The organism is Luteibacter sp. (genome assembly GCF_036500425.1).
In the GTDB taxonomy this organism is placed as follows: domain Bacteria; phylum Pseudomonadota; class Gammaproteobacteria; order Xanthomonadales; family Rhodanobacteraceae; genus Luteibacter.
Genome location: NZ_DASYCB010000051.1, coordinates 47,922 through 61,665, shown reverse-complemented (window position 1 = coordinate 61,665; position 13,744 = coordinate 47,922). Strand labels below are relative to the sequence as shown.

The 13,744-nt window shown below is 63.8% G+C and carries 15 protein-coding genes and 1 riboswitch; of the genes, 13 read left to right on the top strand and 2 right to left on the bottom strand.

Annotated features, from left to right (window positions below):
• Positions 1-35: 35 nt before the first annotated feature.
• Positions 36-2,414: an HsdM family class I SAM-dependent methyltransferase gene (locus VGN46_RS12690; protein ID WP_331644075.1), complete on the top strand. Its 2,379-nt coding sequence runs from the start codon at positions 36-38 to the stop codon at positions 2,412-2,414.
• On the opposite strand, the gene VGN46_RS20360 is transcribed toward VGN46_RS12690, so the two are convergent.
• Entirely contained in the window at positions 2,375-3,010 is a 636-nt protein-coding gene (locus VGN46_RS20360; protein WP_414675255.1) for a winged helix-turn-helix domain-containing protein, read from the bottom strand. The genes VGN46_RS12690 and VGN46_RS20360 overlap by 40 nt on opposite strands.
• A 112-nt stretch (positions 3,011-3,122) precedes the next feature.
• Here VGN46_RS20360 and VGN46_RS12680 point away from each other — a divergent pair, with 112 nt between their 5' ends.
• The 8 genes from VGN46_RS12680 to VGN46_RS12645 all read left to right on the top strand — a co-directional run bounded on the left by VGN46_RS12680 (position 3,123) and on the right by VGN46_RS12645 (position 7,602).
• Positions 3,123-3,824: a response regulator transcription factor gene (locus VGN46_RS12680; RefSeq protein WP_331644074.1), complete on the top strand. Its 702-nt coding sequence runs from the start codon at positions 3,123-3,125 to the stop codon at positions 3,822-3,824.
• A 166-nt stretch (positions 3,825-3,990) separates the two neighbouring features.
• Positions 3,991-4,524, top strand: a complete 534-nt coding sequence (locus tag VGN46_RS12675; protein WP_331644073.1) for a DUF2589 domain-containing protein — start codon at positions 3,991-3,993, stop codon at positions 4,522-4,524.
• Between the two features lie 76 nt (positions 4,525-4,600).
• A complete protein-coding gene (locus tag VGN46_RS12670) occupies positions 4,601-5,188 on the top strand; it encodes a DUF2589 domain-containing protein (RefSeq protein WP_331644072.1) in 588 nt (195 codons plus the stop codon).
• 84 nt (positions 5,189-5,272) lie between these two features.
• On the top strand, positions 5,273-5,530 hold the full coding sequence (locus tag VGN46_RS12665) for a hypothetical protein (protein ID WP_331644071.1): 258 nt from the start codon (positions 5,273-5,275) through the stop codon (positions 5,528-5,530).
• Positions 5,531-5,923: 393 nt separating this feature from the next.
• Positions 5,924-6,322, top strand: coding sequence for a hypothetical protein (locus VGN46_RS12660; protein WP_331644070.1), 399 nt, complete (start codon positions 5,924-5,926; stop codon positions 6,320-6,322).
• 10 nt (positions 6,323-6,332) lie between these two features.
• The gene (locus tag VGN46_RS12655) at positions 6,333-6,656 is read left to right on the top strand and encodes a hypothetical protein (protein WP_331644069.1); all 324 of its coding nucleotides are present in this window, start codon (positions 6,333-6,335) and stop codon (positions 6,654-6,656) included.
• Positions 6,653-6,949 carry a hypothetical protein gene (locus VGN46_RS12650; RefSeq protein ID WP_331644068.1) on the top strand — a complete coding sequence of 99 codons (297 nt, stop codon included), beginning with the start codon at positions 6,653-6,655 and terminating at the stop codon, positions 6,947-6,949. Before VGN46_RS12655 ends, VGN46_RS12650 begins: the two co-directional genes overlap by 4 nt.
• Positions 6,950-7,155: 206 nt before the next feature.
• Positions 7,156-7,602, top strand: coding sequence for a hypothetical protein (locus VGN46_RS12645; protein ID WP_331644067.1), 447 nt, complete (start codon positions 7,156-7,158; stop codon positions 7,600-7,602).
• A 57-nt stretch (positions 7,603-7,659) separates the two neighbouring features.
• On the opposite strand, the gene VGN46_RS12640 is transcribed toward VGN46_RS12645, so the two are convergent.
• Positions 7,660-8,610: an MASE1 domain-containing protein gene (locus tag VGN46_RS12640; protein WP_331644066.1), complete on the bottom strand. Its 951-nt coding sequence runs from the start codon at positions 8,608-8,610 to the stop codon at positions 7,660-7,662.
• A gap of 234 nt (positions 8,611-8,844) precedes the next feature.
• Here VGN46_RS12640 and VGN46_RS12635 point away from each other — a divergent pair, with 234 nt between their 5' ends.
• From VGN46_RS12635 to pnuC, 4 genes are all read left to right on the top strand, one after another.
• Positions 8,845-9,582, top strand: coding sequence for a DNA-binding domain-containing protein (locus VGN46_RS12635; RefSeq protein ID WP_331644065.1), 738 nt, complete (start codon positions 8,845-8,847; stop codon positions 9,580-9,582).
• A 35-nt stretch (positions 9,583-9,617) separates the two neighbouring features.
• Complete coding sequence (locus tag VGN46_RS12630) at positions 9,618-10,769, top strand: phosphotransferase enzyme family protein (protein ID WP_331644064.1); 1,152 nt, start codon at positions 9,618-9,620, stop codon at positions 10,767-10,769.
• A gap of 2 nt (positions 10,770-10,771) precedes the next feature.
• Positions 10,772-10,867: riboswitch (TPP riboswitch) on the top strand.
• 61 nt (positions 10,868-10,928) lie between these two features.
• Positions 10,929-13,103 carry a TonB-dependent siderophore receptor gene (locus tag VGN46_RS12625; protein ID WP_331644063.1) on the top strand — a complete coding sequence of 725 codons (2,175 nt, stop codon included), beginning with the start codon at positions 10,929-10,931 and terminating at the stop codon, positions 13,101-13,103.
• Entirely contained in the window at positions 13,093-13,674 is a 582-nt protein-coding gene (pnuC, locus tag VGN46_RS12620; RefSeq protein WP_414675254.1) for a nicotinamide riboside transporter PnuC, read from the top strand. The genes VGN46_RS12625 and pnuC overlap by 11 nt, the downstream gene beginning before the upstream one ends.
• Positions 13,675-13,744 lie beyond the last annotated feature (70 nt).

Genomic DNA, 13,744 nt, shown 5'->3' with positions numbered 1-13,744 from the left:
TTTTCTGCCGCTCAGCGGACGGCAGCGGAGTCGTGATGAGCAAGACCAAGGGAATCTCCGAACGGCGCAGCGAAAAGTTGCTCGATGAGCTGCTGAGCGCCCAGGGTTGGTCCCCGAAGAAGCCCCCGGTCGGCGACGTGCTCCTGCAGAACGAATACGGCGCCTTCCCGCTGATCGAAAAGGCCCTGAAGCAGGCCAGCAAGACCGGTGGCGGCAGCGGTTATCCCGAGGCCTTGCTGGTCGACAAGGTCACCGAGAAAGTCCTGGCCGTCGTCGAGGCCAAGAAACTCAGCAGCGAACACGGCAAGGCCCTGCGCGAGGCACAGCATTACGCTGAGCGCTTCAAGCAGAAGGGCTACGCCCCCCTGGCGATTGGTCTGGCTGGCACCTCGGACGATAGCTTCGAGCTGCGCGTATCGCGCTATGCCGATGGCGAGTGGTCCATCGTCACCTATAGCGGCAAGCCCGTCTCGTGGATCCCGAATCGTGCCGACCTGGAGCGTGTGGCGTCCCCGCACGGCCGCCCGGAACTGCGCCCGACGATCCCGCCGCCGGAAGTGCTTGCGCGCCGTGCCGAAGAGATCAACCGCCTGCTGCGCGAGGCCAAGATCAAGGATGAATTCCGCCCCGCCGTCGTCGCCGCGATCATGCTGGCGCTGGCGAGCTCCAAGGGCCGGATCCGCCGCGACGAGGACCATATCCTTGCCGACATCAACGCGGAATGCCTGCGTGCCTTTGAAAAGGCTGGCAAGCCCGCGCTGGGCCGCAGCCTGCATGTGGAAGAGGCGAACACCAAGCTCGCCACGCGCGCCGTCGAAATCGCCCGCATCCTCGAAAAGCTCAACGTCAGCGTGCTCACCGCCGAGCACGACTACCTTGGCCAGCTTTACGAAACCTTTTTCCGTTACACCGGCGGCAATACCATCGGCCAGTATTTCACGCCGCGGCATATCGCCCAGTTCATGGCCGATGTGTGCGAGGTGGGCCCCCGTGACCACGTGCTGGATCCCGCTTGCGGCACGGGAGGCTTCCTGGTGGCTGCCATGGATCGCCTGCTGCGTGCCCATGACCTGAGCCGCGCCGAGATGGTCAAGGTGGCTCGCAAGCAGTTGTACGGCTTCGAGACCGAGCCGGTCACCGCCGCGCTATGCGTCGCCAACATGATCCTGCGTGGCGATGGTGCCACCCAGATCCACCAGGAAGACTGCTTCACCGCGCCCGATTTCCCCGAGGGCAACGTCGACGTTGTCCTCATGAATCCGCCGTTCCCGCATAAGGCCTCCGACACGCCATCGGAAGACTTTGTCGATCGCGCGCTGGAAGCACTGAAGCAGCGCGGCAAGGTTGCCGTGGTTCTGCCCACCAGCCTGATCGTAAAAAAGAGCAAGGGCGCCTGGCGGCAGAAGATCCTGAAGCATCACCGCCTACTGGCGGTGTGCCAGTTGCCCGACGAACTGTTTCAGCCCTACGCATCGGCCACGACCTCGGTCGTCGTGCTGGAGAAGGGTGTCAAGCACGATCCGAACATCGCCACGGTATTCGTACGCCTGCATCACGATGGCCTCACCCTGCGCAAGGGCATCCGCGTGGAGCGGCCGACGGAGCCGAACGACATTCCGCAAGCCGTTGATGCCATCGTCAACAAGCGTGCGATCCCTGGCTTTTCCGGTCTTGGCCACGTGTCGGGTGAGCGTGAATGGGCCGCTGGCGCCTACGTGGACTCGGCACCGCCGAGTCGCGATGAAGTGCAGGAGGCGGTCGACGTTCACCTTCGCCGGCTCGCCTCGTTCTACACGCGCTACGCCCGCGAAGTGACCGTGCAGCGTGAGCAGGTCCGCCAGGGGGGAATTCGCATGTCGGGCTATCGCAGCCTGATGTCGCAGGCGAAGAAGGATAACGCCAAGGCGCTGTCCGACGCCGCGCGCCCGGGCACCATTGGCGAGGCGTTCGATATCGTCTATGGCATGAAGGAACTGCACAGCCGCGATGGCATCGCCGATGGTGAGACACTGGTCATCTCACCGACCGAAGCCTACAACGGTTGTTACGGCTGGCTGGAGTTCGGCCAGGTCATGCAGCCACCGTTCGTGACCGTGGCCCAGACCGGCTCGATCGGCGAAGCGTTCGTGCAGTTCGAGCCCTGCGCGGTGAACGACGATTGCCTGGTACTCCTGCCGCGCAAGCCACTGAGCGAGGCGATGCTGGTGATCGCGGCTGCGTGCCTGCACGAAGAGAAATGGCGCTTCTCGTACGGTCGCAAGCTGACACCGGCACGTATCGCGCAGTTTGCCCTGCCCAATGACCCGAAACTCGAGGCGTGGGTCGAGCAGCGTCTGGCGCAGACCCGCCGCGTCGTGCTTACCGCGCTGACCGGTTACGTCGACGCCGAAGATGCCGCGTTCTTCGTCGACTGACGAAGCAACGCGTCCCCTGATGGGACGACCTGACCTGCAAGCCATCCACGCGCTTCGTCAACGGCGCCAAGCGCATGGGGCAGGGCACCGTCGGTCACCAGCGACGATGCGACGCGCAAGAGGGTTGCCGTGAGTATCTGCCAACCTTCGGCATCATCAGGCCCTAGTGCGCGTATGCGCCGCTGGAACGCGGGCAAGGCTCCCCAGCGGCGGATAGCCGCCTCAAGGCGGTCTTCGATAGGGCGCGTCAACCTGACCCGAGCGAACAAGAGGTAGCCACGCTTGCGCACGGTGGCGATGTAGCGCGGCGCCTTCGCATCATCTGCAAGCGCCCGACGCACGATGGCGATGGCCTTGTGCACGGGGTTGTCACCAAAGAATCCGCCGTTCCAGCAGGCATCCAGTAATTCCTCCACGCTCACCACCTGGCCTCGGCGCGATGCCAGCGCACAAAGCACATCCATGTGTCGCGGCTCCAGCAATTGAACCTCACCACGGCGTGCGATCAGCCGGCGGTCGGGATGCACCGTCCAGTCGCCAATGAGAAAGGGAGAAGACGCGAACACGTGCTGCAGGCCGCCGACGGTCGTTGCCAACGAAGGCAACTACTTGATTATCCGCTGGTTTGAAAGGCCGTAAGGTTCCCGGAAGGACGTGAGAATGTTCTCTCGCCGACGGTAAGCGCGTGCCTAAACCAGGAGTAAGTAAATGCAAGGGAACCATGTAGGCGGAAACCATGCGGACCGCATTCTGTCACAGGGGGCGGCGCGACCCATCCGAGTCGTGCTGGCGGATGAGCAGGAATTGATGCGAGAGGGCCTCGCGGCACTGTTACAACGCCAGGAGCGATTCGAGGTGGTGGGGACGGCTGGGGATGGGCGAGATTGCCTGCGCCTTTGCGTCGACCGCAAGCCGGATCTCCTCGTGTTCAACGACAACATGCCTGGCCTCAACGGTATCGAGGCGGCGCGGCGCATCGCTTCGCGCTGCCCGCACACGCGGATGTTATGCCTTTCGGAAAGCGCGGATCGCCCCTGCGTGCGCGCCGCCTTCGATGCGGGCGCACACGGCTACGTCCTCAAACGTTGTACGGTCGCCAACCTCGTCGATGGCATCGATCAGGTCCTTTCATCGCGATACCACGTCAGTCCTGAGCTGGCGCACGTGCTTGTCGAAGCGTTCTGTCAGGACGACGATCCCACATCCGTTCTTACGCCACGTGAAAAAGAAGTCGCCCAGCTCTACGCCGAGGGGCACTCGACGCGCCAGATCGCGGATCGCCTGCACATCAGCATGAAGACCGTCGGCACGCACCGCGAACACATTCTCGCGAAGCTGGATGTTGACGGTATCGCGAGCCTCACGCGCTATGCCTTGCGGACGGGCCTCATCTCGCTGGATGCGTGTTGAAGGTGAGCAAGGATCGGCGCTCGGGCGAGACCGATATCAGATCATCGCCTATATCGCGAAAGCACCATGAACAAGGATAGTAAGGCCACAGCGAGGCACGCGCCACGAAGGAGAAAGGAATGCCCAAGACGATGAACACGATGTTTCGCTGCGTGTGCCTCGCCCCATGACGGCAACACCCCTGGAAGGACTGATTGAAGCGATGGCCGGCGCCGTGGTTGAAGCGCAGGCACGCATTGAGCAAGCCCAGGTGGCCCACCTCAGTGACTACTTCGATGAAAACAACCGTCCGAAGAGCGTGGTGATCCGCATGCCCTCGATGCAATCCGGATCAAGCGATGATGACGAGGATCTCTATCGGGCACCGTTGCTTCCCCTGGTGCCGACGACCTCGCTGAGGATCAAGGATGTGGAGATCTGCTTCGATGCGGAGCTCGGCGCCTTCTTTGAAGATAAGGATAAGGATAAGGACGGCGACGGGATACCCGATATCGAACAAGGGCGCTGGGGCTTTCTTTCCAAGGCCCGTAAGCGCTCGGTTGCACTGGATACCGAGGCGAGGCGTTCCGACTGCGCGAAGAACACGGTACACGTAAAGCTCCGCGTCGAAGGTGTGGAACCTACCGATGGCGTTGCACGCCTCACCAACCATTTAGCGATGACCCAAGGGGTCTTCCAGACGTTCAGGCCGGGCGACTAACCCTCCCCCACCCCGGCCGAACCCCGTGGCGCATGAGGCGCTACGAGTCAATGTCGATACGTAAAGGAGTAACATTATGACTATTTCCGAACAGTTCCGCGGCCTGCCCATGGGCGATCTGGTGGGTGCACCGTTGATGGCCGCATGCGAGGCACAGGTTCGCCTTGCCCAGGCCACTGCCGACTTTATCAACAAGGTCGGCTTCGAACAGGATGCCGATGGCAAGCCGACGACCACGCGTACCTCTTCGTTCAAGTTCAGCCGTCCCGTGCAGGATAAGGATGGCAACTGGGTCGATGAAGCCGTCGAAATGAATGTACCGCTGCTCTCCATCGTGAAGGTGCCGACGCTCGCGGTGCAGAACGTGGATATTACGTTCGACATGGAAGTGAAGGCGGCGACGACCGACAAGAGTTCGCTGGATGCAACGGCGAGTTTCAATGCGTCCTGGGGTGGTTTCGGCGCGAAAGTCTCCGTACAGGGTTCGGTTGCTTCGCATAAGGAAAACACCCGTATGTCGGATAACTCGGCGAAGTATCACGTCAACGTGCAGGCCCGCGATACGGGGATGCCCGAAGGCCTGTCGCGCGTGATGGATATTCTGCAGACGGCGGTGGTTGCGAAGACTGCGCCGACTCCGACTCCGACTCCGACTCCGCCGTAAGGCATACGGGCGCACCGGTCAACGCGCAAGTGACGGGTAACGATCGTGGCACCGCGCGTGCCACGATCTTTCAAGGAGTACGCCATGGTCGATCTTTCCGACGTTCGCTTCGTCAAGCGCATCGTCGTCGGTAGCAGCAACCCGAACCAGATGGAATCCGAGGGGCAGATCGAGGAGGCGCGAGCATTGCTGAACCGGTGCCTCGGCGATTCGCCACGCGGGCATCTGATGGCCACGGAGAAGAGCTTTACCATCCTGCAGATCGGCGAGCACCAGGTCGTGCTGCAGTGGATCTGCTATCACGTTGGCTTTATGCGTAGGCCCGCCTGGCTGGTGGACTGACATGGCGCGGCATGCGATTCCCGCGGTGATCCTGCTGGCGCGCGTGCAAGCAGCCGTGATCGCGGCTCAGTCCCGGGCATGGCAGTGGCGTGACGATGCGCTGCAGGCGGCACCCATGCCGTTTCCATGGGTTGCAGGCATGGTTGTGGGGCGTGCTAGCTGGGCGCCCATGCTTACCCGTTTGCAGATCGCTTTTGAAGGCACGTCGCGCGGCGAAAGAGATATGCGCATGGTAACGCCAGGGCGGCCGTGGATGGCATGGTTAACCCGGCGTCGCGTTCAACGATTTGAAATCTGCTGTGACGCCAGTGATGGTTGGGCACCGCGGCTATACATCGACGGCCATGCCGTCGATTCCCCGGGGATGCATCCCCGCCCGTGAAGGAGAGCAACATGTCACATGGAATGTCGACCACGATGCGTAACGTGTTTGCCGCGCTCGTGCTACTGGGAAGTTTTGGTGCTGCACAGGCGGCCATGCCCGAGGGGAGATGGCAGGGTCTCATGGAAGCAGATGACGATGCGACGCGCGTAACGGTGACGCATCGCGCAGAAATGCTGACGCTGAGCTTCGGTGAACCTGGGAACTGCCGCTTGCCGGCCGAGTTGCTGAAACAGGGAGCGGGATTGGCGACGTTCCGTTTCAATCCTCCCGCTAACGGGGGCAAGTTCTGTGGGGGTCTCTACCCGGGCAGTGTCCAGATCGCGCTGGAAGGTGCGGCCTTACGCGTGTCGTTTGCGCGTGCGGGGCGTGCATGGTCTGGTGTGCTTGCACCGGTGGCATCACTCTAAGGAGGTTCGCATGGATTCCCTGTTGCTTAATCGTTTCTGGTTGTTGCTCGCGGCGGTTGGCGGTGCCGTGCTTCCGGTTGCCATGAGTACGATCGACTCGCGCGGGCGTGCCGTCGTGCAGGTGGTGTGCGGCACGCTGATCGCGGTATTCGTGGCGCCTGCGTTCGAGCGCCATTTCCTCCCCGATGCGGGTGTCGAGATCCAGGCTGGGGTCTCGTTCCTGGTCGGTTGCTTTGGACTCAAGGTGACCTCCATCGCCCAACGGCTGCTCGATCGCCATGGGGACGGTATGGCAGATCGGTTGGTTGGCCGCCTGCCTGGAGGTGGCAAATGACGATGGGCCTGCTTGGCGTAGACCTGGTGGCATGCGTCACGGTCACGATCGCTTCGGGTTGGCTGGTCACCGAGCGCCTGATGTCCCGGGTCGCGCGCGTCGCCTGTGCATTCCTCGCCGCTGGCGCGTGCGTCAACACGGTCGGGATCTACGGCATGCTGACCAATGTGGACGGCTTTTTCTACGGCGATGTGTGGCCTAGCGAGGTCATGGTCGATATTGGCCTGGCGACCTTGATGCTCCGTTGGGCTGTCCGGCTGCATCTCGCGAGCCATGAGCCTGTATGTCCGTAAAGGACGGGGTGGAGTTGGGGGGCGCCTGAGCCGAGGCGCCCCCCAACAGTGCGCGGAATCGGCATACCGGGCCGCTATTCTCGGGGCGTTGGGGGAAAGTCGGGACTATCGACCATGGGGCAACGCTCGTGGGCGTCCCCAACGTCGATCCGCCGGTAGCTGCCGCGTGGTGCGGCCGCCTGGCCACCATGAATGGGGATTCCGTCATGTCTTTCTTGCTCCGCACACTCGCTGTTTCGCTTTCCTTCCTGTCACTCGGCGTGGGTATCGCCCATGCGCAGACCGCGGTCTCGGGACTCGGCCAATCGTGGCCGAACGCCACCGACGTCAGTACCAGCCCCAATTACCACGTGTACGTCTTCCAGCGCGGCAGCATCAAGTACATCCAGGTGAACGATGCCAACGGTACCGTGCGTGCCGCGATCATGCGTACGTCGACCAGCCTGCTTGGCACGCCGGTCGGCGTGGATGCGGGCAATGTCGCGACAGTGGATGAACCGTTGCCCGCACCGGCCAGCAGTGCAGGTGAAACGGTCTACAACGACGGCAACACGCAGATCGTGGTGGCGCCGCAACCGACCGGTGCCATGCGTCTCATGGCCGTGCCGGTGGAATGCAAGAACCCGGTGGAATGCTCTTCGCGCGGCCCATGAGGACCGCCGGATAGCAGTGTCGCCGGGGCTGGCTATGCCCGGTGGCGCCGCATCGGATCAGTGTCGCGGGGAAGGCGCCGGCGCGGGTGCCGGCGCCGCCAGCATGCCGGGATGGGCGGCCTGGCGTGCTGCGGCGATGCGTTGGGCGACCCGCACGCCGAAGATCAGCGCCGTGGAGGCGACGAACGCCAGGATGGCCTGTGAGCGGATCATGGCCGGATCCTGCAGATGAAACGAGGTGCTGGCCTGGGCCACGCTAGCCAGCATGCCGCCCACGGCGGCGCCATGCCAGCCGTGGCGCAGCGTCATCAGGATGACCGGGATAGCCATGCCGATGCGGACGCAGGTGAGCAGGCCATCGTCGTCACCCATGCCATCCGCCACGAGCAGGAGCAGGGCGAGACATGGCACGACGAAGAAAACGGCATCGCGCAGGAGGATGCTGTCGCGAACGGCTGACCAACTGACGGCGCCTCCGGGTAACACAGCGATCCGCTCGCGGATCGCCAGGATAAGCGGGGTCAGCGTCAGCGCGCCGAGGTAGCAACCCAGCACCCAGGCCAGCAGGATCGGCAGGGTGATCGCCGGGGCCGGTGAGCCATCGGCCAGGTTCACGGTGGAGAGGACCAGGGCGTTCGCGCCCGTGGTAATCCCGGCACACACCAGGGTGGCAGCCAGGATCAGGCCCATATTCACCTGGCCATCGGCCCGCAGGAGTGCATAACGCTGACGCAGCCAGGCCATGGCCGGCATGCAGAGCAGGATGGGCGGGAGTGACGCCATGCAGGCCCACAGGACACCAAAGCTCGTCGCATGCAGGGCCGCCATCTCGGCGATCGGCAGGGCCTCACCGACCGCCAGGGCCGGCCAGAAGCGGCGCGGTACCAGCAGCAGGCAGGCCAGGCGCAGGCCTGCGGGCAGCATCCAATGGGAAAACGAAATGTTGCGCGTGAGCTCATAGCAAGCGGCATACGCGCCCGCGACCGCCAGATAGCGGCCCCAGATCAACGGATTCCTGCTTGAACTGCCCAATGCCGCCCCTCGATGCCGCCGTCGCGACGTTCGGATCGCGCCGCCGCCGGGACCATCCCGTTACGACTGACGCTTTCCAGATGGATGATATAGCGGCAGCCCTGCCATGGAATACAGGCCCCCTGCGAAGATTTGCCGAAATAGCATTCGGGTTGGCATCCCGTGGCGAACCACGCAGTTTCTGCACAAATGCGGTGGTAACGTCCCCCCATGAACCTTCGCGACCTGCAGGCTCGTTTTGCCTCAACCCTCCGCGGAGGCCCCGCGGTCGAAGGCCTGGATGGGCGGGGCATGGCCGTGTACACCAACCAGTACCGTAGCCAGCTCGTGGCGGCCCTGCGCGACACCTATGCGAAGACCCGTCTATGGCTGGGCGACGGCACCTTCGACGAGCTCGCCGAGTCCTACGTCGCGGCAACGCCGCCGGCGTCCTGGACCCTCGATACCTATGGGGAGAGCTATATCTCCTGGCTGGACTCCCACTACCCCGCGGATCCGGAAATCACGGAACTGGCCTGGCTGGACTGGCACCTGCGCCGTGCCCATACGGGCCCCGATGCGCGCCCCATTGGCCTGGATGGACTGGTCTCCGCCGCCTGGGAAACCGTGGAAATCCGTTTCGTGCCGACGCTGCGCTTCCGCTGGACCCGCAGCAACGCCGCTGCTATCTGGCGCGCGCTAGCTGCAGAAACCATGCCGCCGGCGGCGGAAATCTTCGATGTGGATGCGGGCGTGCGTGTATGGCGCCGTGACTGTTCTCCCCGCTTCACCAGCATGCTGGCGCCCGAGTGCGCCTGCCTTGACCTTGCCCTTACCGGCGCTTCGTTCGGTGAAATGTGCGAAGCGCTGACTCGCCTGCACGAACCGGATACGGCAGCCCGCCAGGCCGGCGCCCTGCTGCGCAGCTGGGTGGAGGACGGTATCGTTGACGGGCTCGTGGGCGACTGACCCGGTAGCGGCCACGCCGCTATTACACTGGTGCGATGATCGACGACGCCCACCTTGCGCACGGCCTGGCCGGCGACGAACTCCTCCCCGACTGGCCAGCCCTGACCCCTGATGAGGTGGCTGGCGTGTTGGGTCGCATCCCTTCGGCGGGCAAGGTGCAGCGCATCGGCTGGCGCTCGCCACGCCCGCTTTCGGCGGCAGCGCTGGTGGATGCCGCCCATGGCACCGTATTCGTGAAACGCCATCACGCCAGCGTCCGTACGGCCGCCACGCTTGCCGAGGAGCATCGTTTCGCCGATCACCTGCGAGCCGCGGGCATACCGCTTCCCAGGGCGTTTGCCGACGAGACTGGCCAGACCGTGATAGCCATGGGCGATTGGGTTTATGAAGTACACGCCCGCGCGCAGGGCAATGATATTTACCGCGATGCCTTTTCCTGGTCACCTGCCGGCGGCCTCCGGCACGCCAGGGCCGCGGGTGCGATGCTGGCGCAGGTCCATCATGCGGCGGCGGGCTATGACACCGCCCAGCGCGACACGCACATCCTGGTCGCTCGTTCAGAGATCCTGACGGCAAGCGATCCGGTCGCGGTCGTCGATGCGCAACTCGGTGAGCGTCCGGCGCTTGCAGCATATTTGCGCGAGCGTGACTGGCGCGGCGAGCTGCATGCGACACTCGCGCCCTGGCATGCCGCTGCGCATGCGGGTGTCGTAGGCCAGCCCCGTTTGTGGACACACGGCGACTGGCATGTCTCCAACCTGTGCTGGAGCGATGCCGGCGACGACGCGGCCATCACCGATGTGCTCGATCTCGGCCTAAGCGCGAGGACCTTTGCCTTGTTCGACGTGGCGACCGCGATCGAGCGCAACGCCATCGCGTGGCTGGATATCGCCCGGGGCGAGATTGGCCATGCGGATCTCGCACTGGCGCTGCTCGCGGGATATCACGCGGTAAGGCCGCTGGACGACCATGACCTGGATGTCCTCGCGCGACTCCTGCCCGTGGTCCACGTGGATTTCGCCCTCTCTGAGGTGGAGTACTTCGAAGGCATTACCCGGCGCCGTGACCACGCTGATGTCGCCTGGCATACCTTCCTGCACGGTCATGCCGCGTGGTTTGCCACACCGCCCGGACGCCGGCTGCTGGACGATATCCGGCACGCCGGCCGTCGATTCGTGGTTCAATAGACGCCTTGAAGCGGGGGTGCCTGGCGTTGCCAGGCTGAGAGAGTCCCTTGGAACCTGACCCGGTTAGTACCGGCGTAGGGAGCTTGCAGCGCCACGGAACCCGCCTTGGAGGCGGTCCGTTGCCAGCCGTCGCTTCGTCCGTACCCCACGAAGACGACCATGATCCCGAAACGTACCCCGCTCGCCCTGGCCTTGCTTTCGCTCGCCGCCGCCGCCCACGCCGCCGACGATGTGCCCCAGCAGGCGCGCACGCTTCCCTCCATCGATGTTCACGCCACCACGGCCGATGGCTACCGTGCCGCGGATGCCCAGCTGGATACGTTTGGCAGCTTCGGCAGCGCGCCGCTGCACGATACGCCCGCGGCCATCACCGTGATTACCCGTGCACAGATCGATGACCGCCAGCCGCGTTCGCTCAGTGAGCTCGTGCGAGGCGATGCCGCCATCAACGACAACTACGCCCCTGCAGGGTATTACCAGGACGTCTCGATCCGCGGGTTCCCGTTGGATCTTGCGACCGGCTTTCGCTTCAACGGCATGATCATGTCGGCCGAACAATTGTTGGCGTTGGAAGGGAAGGAGCGCGTTGAAGTGCTCAAGGGCCTGGGTGGCCTGGAGGCGGGTGTCGTCGAGCCGGGTGGGCTCGTGAACTTTGTGAGCAAGCGTCCCACCGAGGTGCACACCATCACCATCGGTACGGATTCGCACGGCTCCAACTACGAAGCGCTGGATCTCGGTACGTGGTTTACGCCGCGCTTCGGCATGCGCGTGAACGCGGCCCACGAGGGCACGCACGGCGCTGTGGAACACACGGATTCGCGGCGCAGCTTCATTTCGATCGCGACCGACTGGAAGATTACCGACGCGGCGACGCTCCTGCTGGATACGGATTACCAGACCAGTGGCGGGCGTTCGGTGTCGGGCTACCAGCTGCTCGGCGGTACGGAGATTCCTGATCACCCGAGCCGCACGCGGCTATTGGGTTACCAGCCTTGGCAACGCCCGGTGGGCATCCACTCGAGCAACACGTCGCTGCGCTTCAACTATCGCTTCAGTGACCAGTGGAACGCCCAGGTATCCGCAGGGCATAGCCACACCGTGATCGATGACAACGTAGCGTTTGCCTATGGCTGTTTCTACGCGGAATCCTGCGCCAGTGGTGCCACGCCGGGATACTTCTTCGCACCCAACGGCGACTACGATGTGTACGACTATCGCAGCCCCGATGACACGCGGCAGAACGATGAAGTGCGTGCATCGCTCACCGGCACGTTCGCGACAGGTTCCATCGATCACGAACTCAATGTGGGTGTTTCCGCATTCCGTCGTACCGTCGATCAACGCGCGTATGTCTACGACTACGTGGGCACCGCGAACATCGATGATCACGTCGTACCGGTCTTTCCTTCATCGCCGAACCAGCCCGGTGCCTCCGAGCGTCGCCTGACCAGCTGGCAGCGCACGTTGTTCGCCATCGATCGGGTGCACTTGACCGATACGTGGCAGGTGCTCGCTGGCGCGCGTCTGGTAAAGCTTAACGAGCGCGCGTATGACGATACGGGGGCACTCGAACGCGATACGCGCATGACGAAGACGCTGCCGCAGGCGGCGGTGTTGTGGCAGCCCGTGTCGGCCTTGACCACGTATGTAAGCTACGGCGAGGGCATTTCACTCGGGCGCGAGGCGCCCTACTGGACCGCTAACGGCAGCACGACCTTGCCGCCCTTGCATTCACGCCAGGTGGAGGCCGGCGCAAAGTACGCCGTAAGCGATGCGCTGGACCTGCAGGCCGCCGTGTACCGGATTCGTCAGCCCTACCAATTTGCGCAGCCGGATGGCAGCGCCGAGGGGTTCACTTTCGTGCAGCGTGGTGAAGAAGTGCACACGGGTGTCGAGCTGAACCTCGCCGGCCGTGTCACCGATAATCTACGCCTTACTGCGAGCGCCAATGTGATCCGCGCCCGCGCGGAGAATACGGGCACGCCGTCGTACGAAGATCACCAGGTGGTGAACGTCCCGCGGTTCCGCTCAGCGGTGTACGCGGATTACAGTCTCCCGTTCGCGCCAGGCCTGGCCGTACTCGGCGGTTGGCGCTACGCCAGCAGTAACGTCGCCACCCCGGATGGCGCCACGCGTGTGCCGGCCTATCATGTGTTCGATGCCGGCCTTCGTTTTGCAACGTCGGTAGCCGGCCACGCCATGACCTGGCGCCTGAGTGTCGATAATGTCTTCAATCACTTCTACTGGCGCGATACCGGTACCTCGGGCGGCGATAGCTACCTGTTCCCCGGCATGCCGCGTCTTGCACGGCTGTCGATGACGTATGACCTTTGAGCTGTCCTACTTCGAGCTCGCCGCTGCCATTGTCAGCGCGGCGGGCGTATGGCTGACCGCCCGGCGCAGCCCGTGGAGCTGGCCGGTCGGCCTGGTCTCGGTGATTGCATATGCGTGGATCTTCGTCGACGCCAAGCTCTACTCGGACACCTTGCTACAGGTGATCTTCGCGCTGCTGATTCTCTACGGCTGGCATCGGTGGATGCGTAACCTGGACGAGACCGGCCATGTACGCGTCGCGTCGCTCGATTCCCGAAGCGCGACGCTTCACCTGGCCGTGGGAACGGCTTCCGCGCTTGCGCTTGGCTATGCGATGCACCGATGGACAGACGCGTCGCTGCCCTGGCTCGACGCAGCGCTCACCGCTTTCAGCCTTGTCGCACAATGGTGGCAGGCACGCAGGCATGCTGCAGCATGGTGGCTGTGGATCGCGGTGGACGTGATCTACGTTGGCGAATACGTCTACAAGGCGCTCCCGATCACGGCCGTGCTCTACGCCGGCTTCGTCATCCTTGCCGTGATGGGCTGGCGCGCCTGGAGTCGCGAGCGCGTTGTTAGCGTGGCGGGCTAGGTGCGTTTCCTGTGGGAGTGCGCGGAAGGATCCGCTAGCATCGGGCGTTCTTACCGTTCCGTAGGTTGTC